Below are 20,875 nucleotides of genomic sequence, written 5' to 3' on the forward strand. Positions count from 1 at the left end.
GTGGTGCTTCGTCAGGTTGGGTGTCCACACGTCGGCAGCGGGCCGCATCCGGTCCCAGCTCGCGGATGCCTTCGGAGAACACCGTTGTGGCATGGGGGAAGGTCCCCGTGTCGTCGTTCCACTCAGGCGGTGGCTGTCAGCGGGGCATGGGCACTGGCTTCCCAGACAAAGTCGTCCAGATCCTTGCAGGGGCCGGCAACGCCGGAGAGCAGGAGTCGATGCGATCCGGTGCCCTCGGCGGAGACGCCCACGTCCTTGGCGAGACCGCGGCGCTTGTACAGACCGAGCTTGACGTGGCCGGCGTCGGTGGCGAACTCGACGTACTTGCCGCCGAAGCTCTTGCCCACCCTCAGTCCCCGCTCTGCGTAGAACTGCTTGGTGGCCTTCACGTCCTCGACGCCCAGCAGGACCACGAACTCGTCGAAGTCCCGGGAGACCGGGCCGGTGTCCTTCTTCGACGACGTCGCGATCTTCACGATCGTGCCGTCCGGGGCCTGGACGACGCCGCCGTAGCCCCACAGCGACTTCGAGGCGGCCTTGAGGGAGGTGGCACCGGCGTCCAGAGCCGCCTTGATGAGAGCGTCGGCGTTGCCGGGCTGGGACACCACCAGCGACAGGGTGAAGCCGCGGAATCCTGTCGTAGGGGTCCCGGACGCCCGCAGGCGCAGGTGCGGCGAGTCGGGCCCCAGAAGGGCGGAGTAGAAGCGGTTGGCCGCCGCGAGGTCGGCCACTTCCAGGATGACGGCGTCGATGGAGTTCATGCCGTCGACGTTACGGGCGGCGGGGCAACCGGTGCTTCTCGAAAACTGACCGATCGGCCCGCCGACCTTGATCAGATCACCGGCGGTCCCGCTTCGATCCGGCGCAGCACCGGAGGGAGGCGGTCCAGCCCGGGGCCGGTCTGTATCTGTCGCTCGTCCCACCAGGTGGCACCGGCGTCGTACAGGGGACCGATCACGTCCCTGGCCTTCGCCGCGTCCGGGGGCGTGGCACCGCCGAGCACGCACTCGAAGGGGCGCTCGGCCTCGGCTGTGCGGTGCTTGCGCACATAGGCGACCAGCTCGCGTACGTCCGACACGTCCGGCACGTGACCGTGCCGCGCCGTCTCGAAGAGCGGCACCGCGCCGTCCCACCGCGCTGCCCGCCGCATGGGCGCACGACGCGGCCAGAACCCGCCGATCCACACCGGCGGTCCGGGCCGTTGCACGGTGGCGGGCAGCAGCGTCACGTCGCGTACCTCGTAGTGCCGGCCGTGGTGGTTCACCGGTTCGCCGGACCAGAGGCGGGGCAGCAGTTCCAGCCCCTCGTCCAGCCGCTCGGCGAGGACACGCGGCTCGGCGGTGTCACCGAAGCTACGGTATTCGTCCTCGATGGGGCCGCCCAGACCGGCGGCGAAGATCACCCGGCCGCCGCTCAGGTGGTCGAGGGTGGCCACCTGGCGGGCCAGTTGCTGCGGACGGTAGCGGGGAACCGGCGTCAGCAGCGTGCCCAGTCGGATCCGGGAGGTGGCCAGCGCCGCCGCGGTCAACAGCATCCAGGGGTCTGCGAAGGGACGCCCTTGGTGCTGTCGGTGCAGTACGTGGTCCCAGACGAACAGACCGTCCCAGCCGGCCTGTTCGGCGGCAGCCGCGACGGTCGCGACCTTACGGGGGTCGGCGAATTCACCGAAGTTCGGGATGTTGACGGAGAAGCGCATCCCACCAGGTTGCGCAGTCGGGCGCAATGCGGCAACCGGACGTACATACATGCGGCTTGAACGTGCGATACGAGCCGCACAGGGGGTGTTGCACTCGGCCGTCGAGCGCGCTCGCCAAGACCGCTCGACGTTGGTCGCACCTACGTGACCGGGAACAACCGGAGAGCTGTTTCACTGCCATCGCCGCGTCCTCGCCCTCGCTCTCGCACAACCAGTTCGCCGTCGTCATCGACGGCGAACTCTGGAGCAACCCCGTCGTGACCCGGCACGGGTGGGGTTGCGGCGGGCAGCGAAGGTGGCAAGGTGGTCCGGGCTCAGGAACTGTTCGTCGGCTGGGGCAGTCCCGCTCACGCAGCACGTACGCCTCGACCACATTCGCGTCACCCGCGAAGGAGACACAGTGCCCGCTGAGGACATCAACGCACGAGCCTGGACACTCTACGGGCAGCGCCAGCTCGCCCGCTCCTACCTGCCGCCCATCCCCGATCGACTGTCCTGGGCACCGTGGGAAGGGGTGGGGCCCGGTGCCGAGATCCTCGGCGACATCGCCGGCCGTCGCGTCCTGGACATCGGCTCCGGCGCCGGCCACCATGCCGTGCACCTCGCCCAGGCCCACGGTGCGCGCGTCATCGGGATCGAGCTGTCGCCCACCCAGTACGAGCGCGCCGTCTCCGCTCACGCGGGCGTCGCAGGCGTGGAGTTCGTCCGGGCAGACCTGGTCGACCACCTCGCCGGGGCCGAGCCCTTCGATGCCGCATACGCCATCGGCACCCTGGCGTTCCTCGACCCGCACCGCTCCCTGCCCGCGATCCGTGACGGCCTGCGCCCCGGGGCTCCGCTGATCCTCTCGCTCCTGCACACCGACCTGTACGACCGCGGCCCGTCCACCGAGGTCGTGCCACGCGAGCAGTTCATCCGGCTCAGGGACGATCCGCCACTGCCCACCCAGATGTGGGTTCTGGCGCCCCACTTGTGGGAGGACCTGCTCACCGAGTACGGCTTCCGCGTCGAGGCAATCGACCTGCTGCGCCATCCCGACCGTAGCGAGCGGGTCGTGCAGCAGCTCATCCGGGCCCGCCGCCTCGCCGTCCGGCCCGCACGTCTCTCCAGCCGCCCTCGCACCGGGCTGCCTCCGACGCCGCACGCGGCCATCGGTGTCGGGACGATCCTTCTCGGCGAGCAGGGTCTGCTGCTCGGTCGCCACAGGCGCGGCACCATCGAACTGCCCGGCGGTACCGTCGAGGCCGGGGAGTCCTTCGAAGCGGCTGCTGTCCGCGAACTCCGCGAGGAGACCGGCCTGATCGCCAGCCCCGAAGACGTCGAACTTCTGGGCACGCTCGTCGACCACGCCGGAGGCATCGTGCGCGTCACAGTGGGCGCCGTGGTCGGCGCGTGGGAGGGCCGACCCGCCACGCAACCGGACGAGAGCGTAGGCGACTGGGCCTGGTATCCCCTGGACCAGCTGCCCGACGGCCTCTTCGTGTGCAGCGCGCAGATCCTCACGGCCTGGCGCCCCGGCCTGCCCATCGACCACTCCCCGGCGCACTTCACGCCCTTCGCCACCTACCACACCCCTCAGTCCGCTACGCCCCTGACGGACCGCTTCGCGTGAGGACCGACGCGCAGCCAAATGGGCTTGAGTCTCCAGTAGATGGAGACGGCAGAGTGAGGGCATGGACGTTACGACCCTCTGCTCGATCGGGGAGCTGTCTCGGCGGACCGGCTTGTCCGTGAGGACCATCCGGTTCTACTCCGACGCGGGGGTGGTGGCGCCGACCACCCGAAGCCCCGCCGGTTATCGGCTCTACGACCTCGACGCACTGCTTCGCCTGGAACTCCTCCGCACACTGCGCGAACTGGGCATGGACCTGGCCACGATTCAACAGGTCCTGGACCGCGAGCTCTCGCTGGCGGACGTCGCAGCGGCACACGCCGACGCCCTAGATGTCCAGCTCCGAGTGCTCCAGCTGCGTCGGAGTGTTCTGCGAGTCGTGGCCCGCCGGGGCTCCGATCCGGAGGAGATCAAGCTCATGCACAGGCTCACGCAGTTGTCCGCCGACGAACGCCGCCGTTTGATCGACGAGTTCCTGGACGGAACCTTCGGCACAGCGGATGCCGATCAGGCCGCGGTGGCCATGATCCGCGCCGCCACTCCCGACCTGCCCGACGACCCGTCCGACGAGCAGGTCGCCGCGTGGGTGGAACTCGCCGAGCTGGTCGGCGACGAGGACTTCCGGGCCCGGATGCGCCGTACGGCCGTACGCCAGGCCGCCGGGCGCCCGCTCCACATCGAGAGCGAAGCCGGCGAGGACCTGACGGACTTCACCCGCCAGAAGGTGGCCGAGGCCATGGAGGCGGGCATCGACCCGCTCAGCGACAGGGCCGTACCCATCATCGACGATCTTGTGCACCGCTTCGCCAGGGTGTTCACGCGCACCCCCGACAGGGCATTCCGGAACTGGATGGCCCAGCAGTTCGAGGAGGCTCACGACCCCCAGGTCGACCGGTACTGGCGGCTGGTGTGGATCGTCAACGGCTGGGAGGTGGTCCCCGGCCTGACCCCGGTGTACCCCTGGCTCGTCCAAGCCCTGCGCAACGACGACGCCGCCTAGGCCGTGTATCGAAAGCGGATCCTGAGCTGTGAATGATCTCGGTTCATGGGTCGGGGAGATCTCACGGACGAACAGTGGGCGGTGCCGGAGCCGTTGTTGCCGAAGGGCACGAGGGTCGGGCGGCCACCCATCTGGCCTCGGCGGCAGTTGATCGACGGCATGCGGTCCCGGGTCCGGACCGGTGTTCCGTGGCGGGACGTGCCCGTCGAGTACGGACCTCGGCACCCTGGGATACGTGGTGGAGGACGCGGCCCGCCCCGGGACGGCACTCGTCGTGGAGACCGGTCGACCGGCCGTCAAGGAACCGGACCCGGTGCCGGCCGAGCTCGTCCTGCCACGCGAGGTCACCGCGGGAAATCCGGGCCGCGCGGTCGAGCGGCTGGACGCCCCGCTCCGGCGGCTCGCCGTTCGAGCCACGCCTTTCAGCCGCCGGCTGACGGAGACGGAGCGCCGGAGGGTCCAAGAAATGGTTTGCCGACCCGGTGGCTGTGTGTCACCGTTCGGCCTGGACCGGCAGTTGATCATCGGCGGCCGGTCGATGTCGACATGTCGGCGGCCTCTCGGGGATCCACCGGAGAGCTGACGAAACGATGGGAACCGGGGCCGTGGGGAACAGTTACGAGGACGAGTGTCGCCGGTCGTTGGCCGAGGAGCAGGCGAAGAGTCTTGCTGGGACCAACGACTGGGAACATGTGGACAGGGAGCGGGTCCACCAGGACTGGGACGTCCTGTACCGGGAGATCACGGCTTTCCTGGACGGCGGCTCCCTGCCGGGGGACCAGCAGATCCAGGAGCTCGTCCGCAGGCACTTCGACATCGTCAGCCGGTTCTACACCCCCTCCAGGGAGGCTTACGTCGGCATGTCGCTCTTCTACGCCGAGGACGAGGCCATGAGGGCGTTCCACGATTCCTACCACCCCCGGATGGTGGAGTTCCTGGGCGCCGCGATCAAGGTGTTCGCCGAGCAGGGGAGCGGGTTCGCCCCCAGCGCAGGGGCCGAGGCTTCGGCGTAGTCGGGCGACACGGCCCAGGACATGCATGGGCGGGGTTCAGGCCCAGGGGCTGTCGCAGCCCGTGGGTGGAGGAAGCAGAGACCGGGGTCTCGGGCTGGTGCCGAGGCAACATCGTGCGTGAGGACGACTTCGTCTGCGTCTTCTGCGGGAGCGATCTGCCCGCGGCGTGGAACGTGGATCCCGCTGCGTGAGACCGCGCGTCACAGCCACTCGATGGTCGCGACGAGGACGGTCGCCTCGTAGCGGACGGCGAGCTTGTCGTATCGCGTGGCGACAGCGCACTGTCTCTTGAGGCGGTTGATCCGGCACTCGACCGTGTGACGCTCGCGGTAGTCGGCCGGGTCGAATCGCGGCGGCCGGCCGCCGCGGGAGCCGAGCTTCCGCCGGTTGCGCGCCTGGTCGGCCTTGTCTGCGATGGTGCAGCGGATCCCGTGTCGGCGCAGGTAGGCGTGGTTCTTGCGGGAGGCGTACGCCTTGTCGGCCCGCACCCGGTCGGGGCGGAGGCGCGGCCGGCCCGGCCCGATGCGAGGCACCCGGACCAGTGGTCGTTCAGCTGATTCTCATCATGAGGCCACACACTCCGGGTGTGGTGTCGGCCGCCTGTCAGGCCCAGAATCGACGATTCGTCAGAGTCGCGGTCCAACACACCACTTGAACGGCTGTTGAAGGAATGTCCGGGGGATAACAGTCATGAGGAACGCGTTCAGGCGCCTGAGCCTGCGGTTGAGGCTTGGTCTGTCCGCCGCCTTGGCGGTGACCATCGCCGTCAGTGCCGTCGCGATCGCGTCGTGGCTGGTGACCAAGCAGCAGTTGACCGATCAGCTGGACTCCAACCTGCAGAACGTGCAGGCGTCGCCGGGATACGTCCAGGAACTGCTGAGCCTCTGTGGTGCTGAGCTGCCGGGTCAGGATCAGCGCACCGAGACACCCACGCCCTATGTGGTGCAAGTCATCACGTCTGACGGCACGGTCTGCGTCGCCCCAGGCCACAAGAAGCTGGAGGTCGGCGAGTCCGACCTCGCCGTGGCCCGGGGCATCCTCAGATCGACGGTCCACGACACCGTGTCAGCCGACGGCCGGAGAATGCGCGTCTCGACCACGCGCCCGAACACGCCGCCAAGGTTCTCCGGGGGCTACGCCGTATCGATCGCCCAGTCGTTCAGCGTCGTCGACAAGCCATTGGGCAGTCTTGCTCTCTGGTTGCTGGGGTTCTCGGGAGTCGGCATCATCGGGGCGGCGACAGCGGGCATCGCCATCAGCCGAGGCGGCCTGAAACCGGTGGAAGAACTGACCCGGGCGGCAGAACACATCGCCCGGACACAGGACTTGGCCATCCGCATCCCGGCTGGCGGTGGCGACGAGATCGCCCGGCTCTCCAAGAGCTTCAACGAGATGACAGAAGCGCTGGCGGTCTCGCGAGACAGTCAACAGCAGCTGATCGCCGACGCCGGCCACGAGTTGCGTACGCCGCTGACATCGCTCCGCGCGAACGTCCAGCTGCTGGCCAGGAGCTACCGGTCCGGCCGAAAGCTCCCCGAGAAGGTGATGGACGATCTGCTCACCTCCGTGGAGTCACAGACCGGGGAGCTCGCCGTCCTCATCGCCGACCTTCAAGAGCTTTCCCGTTCCGACGCGGTTCACGATGCGACCACTGCCGGTGTCGTGCCGATGCATGAGGTGGCTCGTCGTGCCATGGAAAGAGTGAAACACCGCGGGAGTGACATCCAGTTCATCAGCGACCTCGGCGAGTGGTACGTGATGGCCGAAGCAGCCGCGCTGGAACGGGCCGTCGTGAACCTGCTGGACAACGCGGTGAAGTTCTCACCGCCCGGTGCGGTCGTCAGTCTGCACCTCAGCAACGGACAACTCGTCGTACGCGATCGAGGGCCAGGGATCCCCGCCGACGAACTACCGCACGTCTTCGACCGGTTCTGGCGGTCCCCGACGTCTCGCAGCATGCCGGGAAGCGGCTTGGGCCTGGCCATCGTGGCGAAAGCGGTCGAGGGAGCAGGTGGCACCGTGACACTGCGGGCCGCTGCCTCTCGGGGAACCGAAGCAGTCGTACGAATTCCAGGTACCCGGACACCGCCCCCGGAGGGCCCCGGCATCCCCTGAAGCCAAGGCGGTCGCGTCCGCAGCAACGCGGCTCCAGGGTCCCAGGTGCCAGGTGTCAGGTGTCAGGTGTCAGGCGACGGAACCCGCGGAGCCCGTCCGCTCGTAGCGGCTGGGGAACGGGAAGTAGGACTCCAGGAAGGCCTGGAGTTGGCCGGCGAGGTGATCACGCTGCTCGGCCGGGGTGTTCACGTCGTTGAGGCAGAAGAAGTCGAAGCGGCGGGTCGCCAGCAGATCTGCCATGCGGTCGGCGGCGTCGGGCCGGGCGACGTCGATGTAGCGCAGCTTGAACGATCCCGGCACGGCTCGGCCGGTGAGATACGCGTGGTGGTGGTGCAGGGACGCGCCCATGGCGATGTCGGTGGTGTCCCGGAGGCGGGAGCGACTGGTGCGGGCCACGTCCTCGGCGAACCGCTCCTCGATGTCGCGCATCACGGACCGGATCTGCGGGTGCGGGGTGTGCATGAACTTGTTCACGGTGAACCGCGCGTGCTCGCCCAGCAGGAGGCGGCGGACGTTCTTGCCCGCGGCATTGGGCGCGGGCTCGTCCGGGTGTGGGGCGCCCAGACCCAACTGGAAGGGCGAGAAGGGGAGCTTGGCGATGCCGTTGCCGTGGAAGAAGTGCCCGGCGGTGACGGGGCGGCCGACGAAGACGTCGTCGTTGAAGTAGAGGTAGTGCTCGGACAGGCCGTCGATGTGGTGGAGTTGGGTCTCGATGGCGTGGGAGTTGAACACCGGTAGTGCGGTGGGGTCGCTGAAGACGTCCTTGTGGTCGATGACCTGGATCCCGGCGGCGCTGGTGTCGAGCCAGTCAGGGGTCTGGCCGTCGGTCACGAGGTAGACGGTGCGGACGAACGGGGCGTACATCTGCAGGGAGCGCAGGGAGTACTTCAGTTCGTCGTGGCTGGTGTAGCGCGAAGCGCCGGTCTCACGGGCGTGGATGCGGGGGGCGGCGCCGTCGCCGAGGTGGGCCTGGCGCCTGGCGGCGTGGACGGGGTCGTTCCCGTCGACCCAGGTGTAGACGACGTCTATGGGGAAGTCGACGGCGTCGATGGTGGGCAGGAGGAAGTCGGCCCATGTGGGGTAGGTCCGGTCGGCTACGTCACGGGTGGCCGGCACGAGGGCGTCGGCGGGCAGGACATCCGAGACGGCGTTGGAACGCGGTGCGACCAGGGCTCCGGCGAGCACGGGACGCGGGGTCTGGGTGCGCAGGCCCTCGATCCGTTCGGCAGCCCGCTCGTCGCCGCTGTCCTCAGCTGCGAGGAGTTCGTCTCCCTCGCGCCAGAACTCCACGTCACAGCCCTGGGAGAGGTCGGCGAGCACCTGGTCCGCGGGGCCGAGCAGGATCTCGCCGAAGCGGATGGCGTCGCCTCGCTTGAGAGCCGTGGGCAGGGCGCCGTCCGCGTACAGGGCCGTGTCGGCCGGCCAGGGGTCCTTGCCGGGCTTCATGGCGTACAGGGCCGTCGACGCGTACAGCTTTCGCAACGCGTCCAGCAGTGCCTTGCGGTCCCTGAGGCGCACCCCGACGACGTGTCGCAGCGGTGAGCGGCCGGGCACCAGGAAGTACTGGACGCCCGCATGGTCCAGGGCGTCGGCGACCAGGGCCAGATTCCGGGCCGATGCCCCGGCCGCTGTGAGCGACTTCACCCGGCGACCGAAGTAGGTACGGCCTCCCGCGGAGAATTCCACCAGCTCGGCGTCGCCCGCGAGCAGCTTCCTGCGGCGGTCCGCCATCTTGTCAGCGCGTTCACGCTCGGCTGCACGTCGCTTCTGGTCAGCCGCTTCCGCTTCCGCTCGGCGACGCACCTCCTCGCGCTCGCGCTCCCGACGCTCGCGAACGGAGGCGGGAAGGAGCCGCTCACCTGCGGTCTTCAGTCGCGACGGCATGACGTGATCGGTTCCTTCTTCGCAGCGGACGACTGCCTCGCCCGGTTCGCGGCCCTGGCGGACATGACGGACAACGAAATCCGCTGATCATACTAAGCCGGTTTTCGATCGCGATCTCTTTCAGCAACCACAATGCGGCCACATGTAGCCATCTGGAACATACTCGGATATTTCGGATAATCAGCAGGGGCTCGGTACCGGCTTCTGAACAGGGCCCAGTCGCCAGCGAATTCACCGGTCATGACCGCCCCGCGAGCCGGTCCCCGAACCGCTCGGGCGCCAGAGCGCCGGCCAGGATGTCGACGTCTTCGTCGGGTGTGAGCGTCAGGACCGCCATGGTCCGCTCCACCGTGCCGCGGTACGCACCCGGACTCGGCACGCTTTCGATGTCCGCCGCACCGTCGGCGCGGTGGGTCACCCGCAGCGAGGGGTTCACCTTGGCGCCGACCCGGACGGCTCGCCGGACGCGCGTCAGGGCGCGAAGGTCCGACTCGTCGAGGGTGATCGGGTGGAGCGGGACAAGACGGCTGCCGTCCGGGGCGTGGAGCATGCTGCCACGGGTGGGGTCATCATGTGCGGCGTTCAGGGCACTCCTACTGACCAGGGCCGACGGGAACGCGCGATGGATGTTGCTCCAGGCGTCGAGGGCGGTCGGTGCGTCGAGATCGGTGATGTTCTCCAGGCCGGCGGGCCACGCGGGCGGGACGTGGTCGCCGATGCCGGACCGCCGGGCGGACCAGGCCGCGTGGTACGGCGCGAGCAGCAGGTCGTGGGTCATGCGGAAGTAGTGGAGCCAGTCCGGGTCACGAGGACGAGCCGGAGCGTGGCGGTTCCCGTCCCGGTGCCGCTCTGGGCGGGGGTCGTGGACGACCTCTCAAAGGGTTCCGAGAAGTCACCGACTCGACCGAGGCGGTGGCATCGACATCGACCACATATCGTCAGAGCGACGATATGCCTAGGGCGCGAGGAATCACATACGCGGACGAGCTGCCGTCGAGAGCTCTACCATGGAGCCGGTGACGAAGACACAGCCCGCGACGGGCAGTTCGGACTGGACGCGCCTCACGTCGGGGACCGACCACGATTGGCGCGTCCCCCTTCTGTGGCTGTCCGGGCTCGGCTACAACCGCGCCGCGCCCACCGAGCTGCTCGTCAGGCTGTTGGACATCGGCGAGACCAGCATGCTGTACCGTCACGACCTGCCCGACGGGGTCATGGATGTTGCGATCACCCACCGCAGGGAGGACGTCCGTACCGACGTCGCGACCATATGCGGTCGTCGGCTCTCCCCCGCCCAAGCGGAACGACTCTCCGGCGCCTCGCCCGAACCTGCCTTGCGCGAACGGTTGACGGGGCTCGCCGCGGAGAGCGCCGTGGCCCGACGGATACGCCGAGGCGTCGAGCCTGCCCCGGAACCCTACGCCGCGCCGCCCACCACACCGGCCGAAATCGCCGCGATGGCCGCCGAGGTTCCCGACATCGCCCCGGACAGGCTGACGACGGCACTGTGGTGGATCGGCGCGCTCCACGAAAACCCCGACGCCATGCGACTGCTCGCCGCCTCTCCCAAGTTGCTGGTCCGCCGCAGCGTCGCCAGAGCACCCCGTCTGCCCGCGGACGTGGTCGATCTGCTCGCCCGGGACGAGGACGACGTAGTGCAACTCTTCCTCGCCGAGTCCTGCGACGACGCGCCACCCGAGATGCTCCTCGCCGTGGCCGGCTGGTGGAACGGAAGCTTCTCGTTCCCGGGCCGGCCCCTGAACCATCCCAACTTCCCCCGCGCGGGCCTGCTGCGCTTCGCCACGGACCCCAACCCGCGACTGCGGGCACTCGCGCACCACGATCCCGCCTCCACCGCCGCAGATGTCGAACGGGCCGCCGGCGACCCCCATGAGACCGTCCGCAGAGCCGCGGCTGAGGACCACCGGCTCGCAGCCGAAATGGCGATCGCCCTGGCCGGTGATCCGGAGGAAGGGGTACGACTGCGCGCCTGGACGAACCCTGCCCTGCCTCCGCACGCGCTGGTACCGCTCCTGCTCGCACTGCGTAGCGCAGAGATGGCCGTCAAGAACCCTGGCATACCGGTCCCGGTCATGCACAGGCTGGTGGATTACGCCACTCCCCTGCTGCATGCCGCTGAGCGCCGGGCCGGCGAACGGACGGCAGGTCCTTCGTGACGACGGGTCAGCCCGCCGATCGTGCCGGACCGAACCGAGCCCGTCCGGCGTCAGGCGGACAGCCGACCCGCCACTACGCCGGCCGCCTTCTTCGCGTCGTCACACACCTTCGCGGGCGTGTCGCCTACTGTGACCGAGACCCGTACGAACTCCTCCGTGGTCACGTCGAGCGCCACCGAGCATTGGCGGCATCCAACCACCGGGTGATACTGCGGTCGAAGTCCACGGCCCCGGCGCGTACCTCGGTGTCCGCACCGGCGGCCAGCCGCCCCAACGCCTCCAGATGCTCTCTCAGCGCCACCCGGGCGTCCCCGCGTAGTTCCTCGCCCGCTGCTCCTACCAGTGCCGCGGCCCGCAGGTCGCCCAAGGCCCCGGACGGAGCCGAGTTCAGCGATGGCCGGGCGCCAACGCGTCTCGATGCGTCCCGCGGCCTGCTCGTGGTGCGCGTTCAGTACCGGTCCCACCACCGCGACGCCGATCGCCAGCAGCGCGGCCACGCCGACCAAGGCGATGAGCATCAACCTGGACCCGTTCAGACCACGCAGCGACAGCACACGATCGACGCTACCGATGCTCGAATCCCCCGCCCGCGGCACCACGCCGGATCCCGTGGTCGAGGTACCGGGAGGCCATGGCGTCCATGACCCGCCTGGCGCGCAGCCAATAGCGGTGTGGGCGGCCAAGACGAAGCCCTCGCCGAGGTGAGGGACCGTCGCTATTGCAGCCAGATCCCGTCGCGCATCACGACTCTCCCGCGCAGTTCCGGCTCGCCGCGCCAGGCGCGCACGGTCCTCGGGACCACGCGTACGTACAGGAAGGGACCCTCTTCCCCGCGGGGATCCCATCCGAACTTGTCGGCGAACGCCTCCGCCGCGTCGCCCGGCACCTCCTGGTCCGGGAAGCATTCGGCCTCACCCTGGAGGAGCACCACGTCGAAGGTGTCCGGTAGCGACAGGCGGACGCGCGGCTCTTCGCGTACGTTCCGCGCGGTCACGGAGGTGGCGCCGGTGCACATCCACACTGCTCGGCCGTCCCACGAGAACCACAGCGGCACCTGGTGGGGCCCGTGCTCAGGGTGAGCCGTCGACACCCATACATCCCGCTCGGTGGCGAGCCGCTCCTGAACGTCGCGTACTCGCTCCGCCGTCCGGCGACGACCGATTCCCGTGGTCTCCATGAGGAGCGACCCTAGCCAAGCAGGCGCACAGAGCGCCTGGGGCGCAGGACCTACTCCCAACGACCGATCACCCACTCGGCCTTCGTCCCGGGGCGCCCCACTTCGGTGCCCGGGTGGCGGGCGCGAATCGGCCAGGAGGCGACCGCTCCTCATCCGCCATGTCACAGATCGCCGGGCTGTCTTGTCTCAGGTGGTGAGGGCAGAGGCTTCCAACGGGAGGGTGATGGTCATGCGGGTGTTCGTGGCAGGTGGGAGTGGCGTACTGGGGCGGCGTCTGGTGCCGCGACTACGAGCGTCCGGACACCAGGTGACGGCCACGACCACGAGTTCGGCGAAGGTGGCACAGCTCGCGCAACTGGGCGCGGACGGCGTGGTGATGGACGGGTTGGACGCGGCATCGGTCGGTGAGGCCGTGGCGAAGGCCCGGCCGGACGTGATCGTGCACCAGATGACCGCGATCTCCATGGCGCATGCCGGCAAGCCCGACATCAAGCATCCGGACCGGTGGTTCGCCACCACCAACCGGCTGCGCACCGAGGGGACGGATCACCTGCTGGCGGCGGCCGAGGCGGCGGGTGTGTCCCACGTCGTCGCACAAGGCTACGCCTCCTGGAACGGCATCCGCGAGGGCGGCTGGGTGAAGACCGAACAGGACCCGCTGGACCTGCTCGAAGGGACGGCGGCGCACGTGGGGTTGAAGGCGCTGTGTCACGTCGAGGACGTCGTACTCAAGGCCGGCGGCGCAGTCCTGCGTTACGGCGCCTTCTACGGGCCCGGCGCCATCGACGACCAGGTCGAACTGGTCCGCAAACGGCAATATCCGCTGGTGGGGAGCGGCGCCGGCTACAGCTCGTGGGTGCATCTCGACGACGCGGCGAGCGCCACGGTCCTGGCCGTGGAGCAGAGGGCGAGGGGTGTGTTCAACGTCGTCGACGACGATCCGGCTCCGGCCCGCGAGTGGCTGCCTCACCTGGCGGCCTGCGCGGGGGCGAGGCGGCCGATACGTGTCCCGGTGTGGCTCGCCCGGTTGCTGGCCGGCGATCAGGCGGTGGTGATGATGACCGAAGGACGCGGGTTCTCCAACGCCAAGGCGAAGCGCGAACTGGGCTGGCAACCGCGCTACCCCTCGTGGCGTCAGGGCTTCGAGGAGGAACTGGCGTGACCCGGGTCGAGGAGTTCCAGGAGCTGCGGCCGCTGTTGTTCTCGATCGGTTACCGGCTCCTGGGCAGCGTGAGCGAGGCGGAGGACGCCGTGCAGGAAACCTGGTTGCGCTACGAGGCGTTGTCGGCCGCCCCCGTCTCGGCCAAGGCGTACCTGTCCACCGTGGTCACCCGAATCTCGATCAACACGCTGCGTTCCGCGCGCGTCCGGCGCGAGGAATACGTCGGGCCGTGGTTCCCCGAACCGTTGCTGACCGATCCATACGAGGATCCCGAGCGCTCGGCCCAGCTGGCCGACTCGGTGTCGATGGCGGCCCTGCTCCTGCTGGAACGGCTCACCCCACTGGAGCGCGCGGCGTTCGTGCTGCGGGAGGTGTTCGAGTTCGGCTTCCCGGAGATCGCCTCGGCGGTGGGCCGATCGGAGTCCGCGTGCCGTCAGCTCGTGGTGCGGGCGCGCCGTCACATGACCGCCGGGCGGCCGCGGTTCGAGGTCGACCGCCGCGAGCGCGAGGAGCTCGCGACACGGTTCTTCGGGGCCCTCGCGGAAGGGGATGTGGAGGCGCTGCGGGAATGGCTCGCCGCGGATGTGCAGATGGTGGCGGACAGCGGCGGCAAGGCCCCGCAATGGGCCCAGGGCTTCTGCGGCGTCGACCCCGTGTCCCGGGTACTCGCCCTGCTTCTCCCGCTGTTGGTGCGGATCGGCGGTGCGGTGGAGCCGCACCGGGTGAACGGGCAGCCCGGCGCGATCTTCCGCGACCGGGACGGCAAGGTCATCAACACTTGGACGCTCGACGTCGTCGACGGTCGTATCCAGACGATCCGCACGGTGAGCAACCCCGACAAGCTCGGCCACGTGGGCCCGGTGGCGGATGCCTGGGCCGTCCTCCGCGAAGCACAGCAGCCGGCCGAGGGCGCCGACTGAGCCGAACGGTCGGCGGCGCACCGGCGTGCATGCCGGCTCGCGCCACATGAGCCAGGGCCAGGAGCGGACGAGCAGAGGAGGAGAGGGACAGGCATGACGAGGATCGGCATCGTCATCGGCAGCACACGTCCGGGCCGCGAGGGCGATCGAGTGGCCGAATGAGTGCGGCGGCTTGCGACACAACACGCAGGCGGAGTAGCGGACTTCGAGCTTGTGGGCCTGTCCGACCACGGGCTGCCGCTGCTCGACGAGGTCGTCCCCGCGGCCAGTGCGCCGGCGGACAGCCGCACACCCGGCGATGGGCAGAGCGGCTCGGCCCGTACGACGCGTACATCTTCGCCACACCGGAGTACAACACCGCTCCGCCCGCGTCGCGGTCATGGCGGACATCGGGCCCCAAGTGGCTCTGTCGCTGTGCGAGGTCTTCGCGGAGTTCCGGCCGCGGAAGCCGCACAGGGCGGAGGTGCACCGGATGGCAGACGAGCTGCTGGGGTGGTCACTGGCGCTCGGCGCGCTGCGCACAACGGCGCCGCCAGTCCGCCAGAACGCCTAGTCACCGGGAAGGCAGCGGCCACCACAGGCCGCACGGTCTGCGGTCTTCGGAGGGAACGCTGCTACCCGGCCGGCTCCTCACCGGCCCGGCACTCGCCGCCGGGCCTCTTGCCAGGCGCTCGGCCGTCACCGCCCCGGCCGCGGGCCGCGAGCGGTGGCGAAGCGGCGCTGATACGCGGCGGGGCTCACGGACAACTCCCGTACGAAGACCCGCCGCAGGCTCTCGTAGCTCGGGAAACCGGCCAGGGCGGCTGCCTGTGTCGCGGTGTGTCCTTGATCGAGGAAGGCCTTGGCGAGGTCGAGCCGGATCGAGGCGACGTAGCGGGTCGGAGAGGTGGACAGCTCCTCACGGAACAGTCGTGTGAGATGCCGGGGGCTGACATGGAGGTGCTTGGCGAGTTCGCCGAGTGAATGGTCTCCCGAAGGATCCGCGAGGACCAGGTCCGCGACCTTGCGCAGGACGGGTGACCGTGGCGGTGGTCCCTGCAACGGAGCGGAGAACTGCGACTGGCCTCCGGGGCGTTGCAGGTAGACCACCAGGGCGCGGGCGACGTCCCGGCTCAGCTCGGGCCCGTGGTCCTCCTCCACGAGGGCCAGCGCCAGGTCGATGCCCGCGGCGACGCCCGCCGACGTGTAGGTGGTGCCGTCGCGCACGTAGATGGCGTCGGGCTCGACATGGGTCTTCGGACAGCGGGCGGCGAGCTCGCCTGCGACCTTCCAGTGGGTGGTGGCGCGCTTTCCGTCGAGCAGGCCGACGGCCCCCAGGACGAAGGCTCCGGTGCAGACGGAGGCGACGCGGTGGGAGCGGACCGCCAGATCCCTCGCCGCCTCGATCAGATCACGCGGGACGGGGGTCCTCGGGTAGACGTCCCCGCCCGGCACCACGAACGTAGCCGGGGCGGGCTCGAAGGCCGGGCCGCCGTCGACGCCGATCCTGATGCCGACCGACGACCTGACGTCGGCACCGGTCGGCGACAGGAGGGCGACCCGATAGTCGGCACCCAGTCGATTCGCCTCCGCGAACACATCGGCGGGACCTGCGACGTCCAGGAGTTTCACCCCGTCGTAGACGAGGATCGCGACCCGGTGGTGTGTGTAGGGGGTCAAGGTTCTCTCCCAGGACGTCTCGGTGTGAGTGGCCAGGGCGGCACCGCTCGTCTTCGAGAGTGCACGAGGCGCGCCGTGCGATGCGGGTCTGGACTCGCCGTCCCATCCTGAGGTGGCCGTAATCGAGTGGTTCCCGGCCGGACGGGTGCGGTGCCGAAGCCTGCCCGGTCGGCAGTGTGGACCACGGACGCACAGTCCAGTGGCCCGTAGATCGCAGGGAGAGCACGGACAGATGATCGACTTCATCGCGGGGGTGGAGATCCCCGAGACCTCGGCTGTCGTGGAGGCCACGAGCCTTCTCCGGGAAACGACCGCTCCTCTGCTCTTCCACCATTCCCGGCGTGTCTTCCTCTTCGCCTCCCTGCACGCTCGCAGGCTGGGCCTCCGGCCCGACCCCGAGCTGCTGTACATTTCGGCGATGTTCCACGACGCGGGTCTGCTGACCCCGTTCTCCGACGCGGAGCAGCGGTTCGAGCTCGACGGCGCCGACCACGCGCGCAAGTTCCTGCTGGACCGGGGTTTCCCCGAGAGCGCCTCCGACGTGGTCTGGACGGCGATCGCGCTGCACACGACGCCGGGGATTCCCGGCCGGATGGGCCCCGAGATCGCCGCGACGAACTTCGGTGTGCTGACCGACGCGGTCGGCTGGGGCCTGGACCGCCTGGAAGGCGACCAGGTGGACGAGATCGTCGCCGCCCATCCACGCGGAGACTTCAAGGGCGAGTTCCTGCAGGCTTTCGTCGAGGGACTCAGGAACCGCCCGGATACCACGTACGGCACGGTCAACGCGGACGTCCTGGAACACTTCGTTCCCGGTTTCCACCGCACGTCCATGGTGGAGCGCGTCATCCATGCGCCCTGGCCCCAGTGACGGTCGTCCGCACCACCGGCCGACGGCGTCCCGGTGCGCTCACCAGGCTTACCGCCCGGTTCGGCCGTACGGGCGAGGTGGTGGCGGCAGGAGCACGTCGATCACCCGCGAAGGGCATCAAGGCCCGGACAGAGGATTCCCTGCCGTGGACGATCGCGGCATCTCCCACCGCTTCCACGAGAGGAGCCGTCGTGCGAGCCATCACCGTCCGAGACCGCGAAGCCGGGGTCAATGGGCCGGTCCTGGAGGACATGCCGCACCCGCACGCCGCCGAGAACGACGTCATCGTGCGGGTGCACGCGGCGGGTTTCACCCGGGGTGAGCTCGACTGGCCCGGAACCTGGACCGATCGGGCCGGCCGTGACCGCACGCCCTCGGTGCCGGGGCACGAGGTCTCGGGAGTGGTGGCGGAACTCGGCTACGGGACCACCGGGCCCAGCGTCGGCCAGCGCGTCTTCGGGCTGACGGACTGGACTCGTGACGGCTCGCTCGCCGAGTACGTCGCCGTCGAAGCCCGCAATCTCGCTCCGCTCCCCGCCGACATCGACCACACGGTGGCAGCGGCGCTGCCGATCTCGGGACTGACCGCCTGGCAGGGTCTGTTCGACCACGCCCGCCTCGCCGCCGGGCAGACCGTGCTGGTCCACGGTGCCGCCGGCGGCGTCGGCTCGATCGCCGTCCAGCTGGCCCGCCAGGCGGGAGCCCGTGTCATCGGGACGGGCCGGTCCACCGACCGGGACACCGTCCTCGGTCTGGGCGCCGATACGTTCCTCGCCCTGGACACCGACCAATGGGCCGCAGCCGATCAGGTCGACGTGGTGTTCGACGTGATCGGCGGCACGGTCCTCGAACGCTCGGCCCCGCTCGTGCGCGCCGGCGGCACGCTCGTCACCATCGCCCACCCGCCGACCGTGCGCCCCGAGGACGGGCGGTCCGTCTTCTTCGTCGTGGAACCCGACCGCGCGCGTCTCGCCGACCTCGCGCAGCGACTTCGGGACGGACGACTCGAGGTGCGCGTCGGCTCCATCCGCCCCCTGGCCGAGGCAGCCGCCGCCTTCGCGCCGGACCGGCGCGTCGACGGCCGCACGATCATCCGCGTCGCCGAGTAGTGAGTGGTGAGAACGAGGCGGTGGTACGGACGGTGAACGGCTGCCCACTTCGGGAGTGGTGAACGGCTGCCCACTCGGGGAGCGGGGTGCGCCCTCGCCCTCCGTGCCGTGACCAGCGATCACCGAGGGGACCCCAGCCCCCACGGCGCCCTCACTGTCCGCGATCGCGGGGTGATCCGCCGATGTGGGCGAAGCGACTCCCGGTGTTATTCAATGAGGTGTGCGGTCAGGGATCTCGGGGCCCCGTCGCACGGGTCCGAGTACGGCCCCGGTGCTGCACCGGGGATTGCCGAGAGAGCCGCATGGACTCCACACCCTCCCCCTCGTCTTCTTCGCCGTTCGAGCTGGTCAGCAGCGCCCTCGGGCGCTACATCCCGCGCGGTGGAGCGACAGCGGCGGGTGGTCCTGTCGAGGCGCAGGGCGAGCGCGCCACCGGCCGGCGCGTGCCCGACAACGGGGCGGCAGGCCGACAGGACCAGATCCTCGGCGCGATCAACGTCGACGGGGATCTGAGGATCACCCGCTGCAATCTCGACGCCCCGGTGTTCGCGGGTCTGAACGCCGTGCCCGGGAGCCCCCTCGTCGACCTGCTGCCCCCCAGGGACGTACCGACGGTGACCCGGCGGTTGCGGCAGGTCCTGGAGACCGGTGAGGCGCATGTGGCCCGGATCCAGCGGCTACGGCGCGATGACGGGTCGGAACTGGTGGTCTCGCTGAGCATCCTGCCTGCCGCGGCGCCCCAGGAAGGCCTGACCGTCTCCGTGATCGCCATGGCCAGGAGGCTGCATCTGTACGCCGCCGAGACCGCGATCGGCACCTCTCTGGACATCGGCGAGACCGCTCAGTCGCTGGCGGAGTCCCTGCTGGCCTGGGGGGACGTGGCCGCCATCGACCTCGACTTCGCCGTGTGGACGGGCGAGGGGGTCAGCGAACGGGCGCACGGGCGCATCCGGCTGCGGCGGGCGGCCCTGGTGCCGGACCGGGTGTGGCCCGAGGGCTATGTGACTCCGGGTGACGATCTCCCCAGTGACGCGAGTCGCCTGCTGTCCCAGGCGGTGCAGCGTGACGACGCCCCGCAGGCCATCGTCATACCCGACCGGGAGTCGGTCGAGCGGGTGCTCGGCAGTCCACTCGTGATGCGTGCCCTGGTGCCGGGTGACCGGTCGGCGGGGGTGGCGTGCATACCTCTGGTCCTGGACAGCGTGCCGCCCGTCGTGCTGGGCGTGGCGGAGGTCTGGCGGCGGGCGGACCGCCCCTTCCGGGACAGCGAGCTGTTCGAGTTGCAGGAACTGGTGGCCAGGACCGCCCATCACGTCGACCTGGCCCGTCAGCACCAGCGCGAGCACACGCAGGTGCTGGCGTTGCAGCGCCGACTGCTGCCCAGGACCGGCGGCGACAGCGTCGAGATCGCGAGCGTCTACCAGCCCGCCACCCCGGACAGCGCGGGCGTCGGCGGTGACTGGGTGAACAGCTTTCCGCTGCCCGACGGCCGTACCGCGCTGGTGGTCGGCGACGTCGTCGGGCACGGTCTGGGGGCCGCGGCGACCATGGGGCAGCTGAGCATGGAGGCCCGCGCGCTGCTGTCCGCGGGTCTGGCGCCCGACGAGGTGCTGGAGCACCTGGACGAGACCGTGTCCCTGCTGGACGACGCGGAGTCCGGGCTGGCGGCCGGCTACAGCGCCCTCGGGTCGACCTGCTGCATCGCCCTCTACGACCCGGTCAGCCACCGCGTGGCGTTGTCCAGTGCAGGCCACCTTCCCCCGATCCTGGTGTCGCCGGACGGGCGCGCGGGCCCGCTCGCGGTCCGTCCCCATCCCGGGCTCGGCGCGGAGTTCGCCCTACGGGAGCCGTTTGACGTGCATACGTTCGACGCGCCTCCGGGTTCGCTGCTCGCCCTCTACACCGACGGCCTGGTGGAGGATCCGGCCCTGTCGATCGACGAGGGCATCGGCAGACTGGCGGACGCGGTGTCCGCGGTGCACCCGTGGGACGCCCTGCAACAGGCCGCACGGCGCGTCGTCGCGGTGCTCGCGCCCGTGCGGCAGCGCGACGACGTGACCCTGCTGCTGGCGCGCATGATCGGCTACCGCAAGGAGGACACCGCCACCTGGCGACTGCCCGCCCGTTACGACGCGCCCGCTCGCGCCCGGGCGCAGGTCTTGGCGCTGCTGCGGCAGTGGCACACCAGGGAGGACACCCTGAACAACGTGTCACTGCTGGTCGGCGAGCTGGTCACGAACGCGGTGCGCTTCGCGACGGGTCCCATCACGGTACGGCTGATCAGGTCCGGTCACGGCCTGCTGTGCGAGGTGGGCGACACGGGCAACGGCAGGCCGCGTCTGAGCCGGCGCGACCTCCTCGACGACGGCGGTCGTGGCCTGCACATCGTGCACAGGCTCAGCAAGCGGTGGGGGGTGCGGTGGACGGACTCCGGCAAGGTGGTCTGGGCGGAAGTCGCGAGGTGACGCGCTTCCGGACCG

18 protein-coding genes and 1 pseudogene are annotated in these 20,875 nt (G+C 69.9%); 12 read left to right on the top strand and 7 right to left on the bottom strand.

Annotated features, from left to right (window positions below; genetic code table 11):
• Positions 1 to 122 precede the first annotated feature (122 nt).
• On the bottom strand, positions 123 to 761 hold the full coding sequence (locus tag BLW57_RS02005) for a VOC family protein (protein WP_093471680.1): 639 nt from the start codon (positions 759 to 761) through the stop codon (positions 123 to 125).
• A 71-nt stretch (positions 762 to 832) separates the two neighbouring features.
• Positions 833 to 1,696, bottom strand: coding sequence for an LLM class flavin-dependent oxidoreductase (locus tag BLW57_RS02010; protein ID WP_093471681.1), 864 nt, complete (start codon positions 1,694 to 1,696; stop codon positions 833 to 835).
• A 400-nt stretch (positions 1,697 to 2,096) separates the two neighbouring features.
• Here BLW57_RS02010 and BLW57_RS42860 point away from each other — a divergent pair, with 400 nt between their 5' ends.
• The 4 genes and pseudogenes from BLW57_RS42860 to BLW57_RS02030 all read left to right on the top strand — a co-directional run bounded on the left by BLW57_RS42860 (position 2,097) and on the right by BLW57_RS02030 (position 5,321).
• Positions 2,097 to 3,308 (top strand): bifunctional class I SAM-dependent methyltransferase/NUDIX hydrolase, encoded by a 1,212-nt coding sequence (locus BLW57_RS42860; RefSeq protein WP_093471683.1) that lies wholly within the window; start codon positions 2,097 to 2,099, stop codon positions 3,306 to 3,308.
• Positions 3,309 to 3,369: 61 nt separating this feature from the next.
• Complete coding sequence (locus BLW57_RS02020) at positions 3,370 to 4,308, top strand: MerR family transcriptional regulator (RefSeq protein ID WP_093471684.1); 939 nt, start codon at positions 3,370 to 3,372, stop codon at positions 4,306 to 4,308.
• Between the two features lie 45 nt (positions 4,309 to 4,353).
• Positions 4,354 to 4,518: pseudogene (locus BLW57_RS02025) on the top strand (transposase); the annotation flags it as partial.
• Between the two features lie 395 nt (positions 4,519 to 4,913).
• On the top strand, positions 4,914 to 5,321 hold the full coding sequence (locus BLW57_RS02030; RefSeq protein ID WP_093480463.1) for a TipAS antibiotic-recognition domain-containing protein: 408 nt from the start codon (positions 4,914 to 4,916) through the stop codon (positions 5,319 to 5,321).
• A gap of 200 nt (positions 5,322 to 5,521) precedes the next feature.
• Here BLW57_RS02030 and BLW57_RS02035 read toward each other — a convergent pair whose 3' ends face one another.
• A complete protein-coding gene (locus tag BLW57_RS02035) occupies positions 5,522 to 5,854 on the bottom strand; it encodes a transposase (RefSeq protein ID WP_256339342.1) in 333 nt (110 codons plus the stop codon).
• A gap of 157 nt (positions 5,855 to 6,011) precedes the next feature.
• On the opposite strand from BLW57_RS02035, the gene BLW57_RS02040 reads away from it, so the two are divergent.
• Complete coding sequence (locus BLW57_RS02040) at positions 6,012 to 7,436, top strand: sensor histidine kinase (protein WP_093471686.1); 1,425 nt, start codon at positions 6,012 to 6,014, stop codon at positions 7,434 to 7,436.
• Between the two features lie 69 nt (positions 7,437 to 7,505).
• Here the strand turns inward: BLW57_RS02040 and BLW57_RS02045 are convergent, their stop codons facing one another.
• On the bottom strand, positions 7,506 to 9,320 hold the full coding sequence (locus BLW57_RS02045) for a stealth family protein (RefSeq protein ID WP_093471687.1): 1,815 nt from the start codon (positions 9,318 to 9,320) through the stop codon (positions 7,506 to 7,508).
• Between the two features lie 238 nt (positions 9,321 to 9,558).
• Positions 9,559 to 10,098, bottom strand: coding sequence for a hypothetical protein (locus BLW57_RS02050; protein ID WP_093471689.1), 540 nt, complete (start codon positions 10,096 to 10,098; stop codon positions 9,559 to 9,561).
• 229 nt (positions 10,099 to 10,327) lie between these two features.
• On the opposite strand from BLW57_RS02050, the gene BLW57_RS02055 reads away from it, so the two are divergent.
• On the top strand, positions 10,328 to 11,497 hold the full coding sequence (locus BLW57_RS02055) for a hypothetical protein (protein ID WP_093471690.1): 1,170 nt from the start codon (positions 10,328 to 10,330) through the stop codon (positions 11,495 to 11,497).
• A gap of 715 nt (positions 11,498 to 12,212) precedes the next feature.
• On the opposite strand, the gene BLW57_RS02060 is transcribed toward BLW57_RS02055, so the two are convergent.
• Positions 12,213 to 12,674: a pyridoxamine 5'-phosphate oxidase family protein gene (locus BLW57_RS02060; protein WP_093471692.1), complete on the bottom strand. Its 462-nt coding sequence runs from the start codon at positions 12,672 to 12,674 to the stop codon at positions 12,213 to 12,215.
• 229 nt (positions 12,675 to 12,903) lie between these two features.
• Between BLW57_RS02060 and BLW57_RS02065 the strand changes: the two genes are divergently transcribed.
• The 3 genes from BLW57_RS02065 (at position 12,904) to BLW57_RS42080 (ending at position 15,309) form a co-directional block, all read left to right on the top strand.
• Complete coding sequence (locus tag BLW57_RS02065) at positions 12,904 to 13,836, top strand: NAD-dependent epimerase/dehydratase family protein (RefSeq protein ID WP_093480464.1); 933 nt, start codon at positions 12,904 to 12,906, stop codon at positions 13,834 to 13,836.
• Positions 13,833 to 14,756, top strand: a complete 924-nt coding sequence (locus BLW57_RS02070) for an RNA polymerase sigma-70 factor (RefSeq protein WP_093471694.1) — start codon at positions 13,833 to 13,835, stop codon at positions 14,754 to 14,756. Before BLW57_RS02065 ends, BLW57_RS02070 begins: the two co-directional genes overlap by 4 nt.
• A 379-nt stretch (positions 14,757 to 15,135) precedes the next feature.
• Positions 15,136 to 15,309, top strand: coding sequence for a hypothetical protein (locus BLW57_RS42080; RefSeq protein WP_256339343.1), 174 nt, complete (start codon positions 15,136 to 15,138; stop codon positions 15,307 to 15,309).
• Positions 15,310 to 15,434: 125 nt separating this feature from the next.
• On the opposite strand, the gene BLW57_RS02080 is transcribed toward BLW57_RS42080, so the two are convergent.
• Positions 15,435 to 16,415 (bottom strand): GlxA family transcriptional regulator, encoded by a 981-nt coding sequence (locus tag BLW57_RS02080; RefSeq protein WP_093471695.1) that lies wholly within the window; start codon positions 16,413 to 16,415, stop codon positions 15,435 to 15,437.
• Positions 16,416 to 16,647: 232 nt separating this feature from the next.
• On the opposite strand from BLW57_RS02080, the gene BLW57_RS02085 reads away from it, so the two are divergent.
• The 3 genes from BLW57_RS02085 (at position 16,648) to BLW57_RS02095 (ending at position 20,860) form a co-directional block, all read left to right on the top strand.
• Complete coding sequence (locus BLW57_RS02085; RefSeq protein ID WP_176985415.1) at positions 16,648 to 17,286, top strand: HD domain-containing protein; 639 nt, start codon at positions 16,648 to 16,650, stop codon at positions 17,284 to 17,286.
• Positions 17,287 to 17,477: 191 nt separating this feature from the next.
• On the top strand, positions 17,478 to 18,395 hold the full coding sequence (locus BLW57_RS02090) for an NADP-dependent oxidoreductase (RefSeq protein WP_093471697.1): 918 nt from the start codon (positions 17,478 to 17,480) through the stop codon (positions 18,393 to 18,395).
• A 302-nt stretch (positions 18,396 to 18,697) separates the two neighbouring features.
• Entirely contained in the window at positions 18,698 to 20,860 is a 2,163-nt protein-coding gene (locus BLW57_RS02095; RefSeq protein ID WP_093471698.1) for an ATP-binding SpoIIE family protein phosphatase, read from the top strand.
• Positions 20,861 to 20,875 lie beyond the last annotated feature (15 nt).

This window comes from Streptomyces sp. 1222.5, from assembly GCF_900105245.1.
In the GTDB taxonomy this organism is placed as follows: domain Bacteria; phylum Actinomycetota; class Actinomycetes; order Streptomycetales; family Streptomycetaceae; genus Streptomyces; species Streptomyces albidocamelliae.

Coding starts and splice junctions, on each gene's coding strand:
- BLW57_RS02010 (WP_093471681.1), bottom strand. CDS start 1,696: ATGCGCTTCTCCGTCAACATCCCGAACTTCGGTGAATTCGCCGACCCC.
- BLW57_RS42080 (WP_256339343.1), top strand. CDS start 15,136: ATGGCGGACATCGGGCCCCAAGTGGCTCTGTCGCTGTGCGAGGTCTTC.
- BLW57_RS02060 (WP_093471692.1), bottom strand. CDS start 12,674: ATGGAGACCACGGGAATCGGTCGTCGCCGGACGGCGGAGCGAGTACGC.
- BLW57_RS02050 (WP_093471689.1), bottom strand. CDS start 10,098: ATGACCCACGACCTGCTGCTCGCGCCGTACCACGCGGCCTGGTCCGCC.
- BLW57_RS02005 (WP_093471680.1), bottom strand. CDS start 761: ATGAACTCCATCGACGCCGTCATCCTGGAAGTGGCCGACCTCGCGGCG.
- BLW57_RS02040 (WP_093471686.1), top strand. CDS start 6,012: ATGAGGAACGCGTTCAGGCGCCTGAGCCTGCGGTTGAGGCTTGGTCTG.
- BLW57_RS02020 (WP_093471684.1), top strand. CDS start 3,370: ATGGACGTTACGACCCTCTGCTCGATCGGGGAGCTGTCTCGGCGGACC.
- BLW57_RS02045 (WP_093471687.1), bottom strand. CDS start 9,320: ATGCCGTCGCGACTGAAGACCGCAGGTGAGCGGCTCCTTCCCGCCTCC.
- BLW57_RS02065 (WP_093480464.1), top strand. CDS start 12,904: ATGCGGGTGTTCGTGGCAGGTGGGAGTGGCGTACTGGGGCGGCGTCTG.
- BLW57_RS02085 (WP_176985415.1), top strand. CDS start 16,648: ATGATCGACTTCATCGCGGGGGTGGAGATCCCCGAGACCTCGGCTGTC.
- BLW57_RS02095 (WP_093471698.1), top strand. CDS start 18,698: ATGGACTCCACACCCTCCCCCTCGTCTTCTTCGCCGTTCGAGCTGGTC.
- BLW57_RS02055 (WP_093471690.1), top strand. CDS start 10,328: ATGGAGCCGGTGACGAAGACACAGCCCGCGACGGGCAGTTCGGACTGG.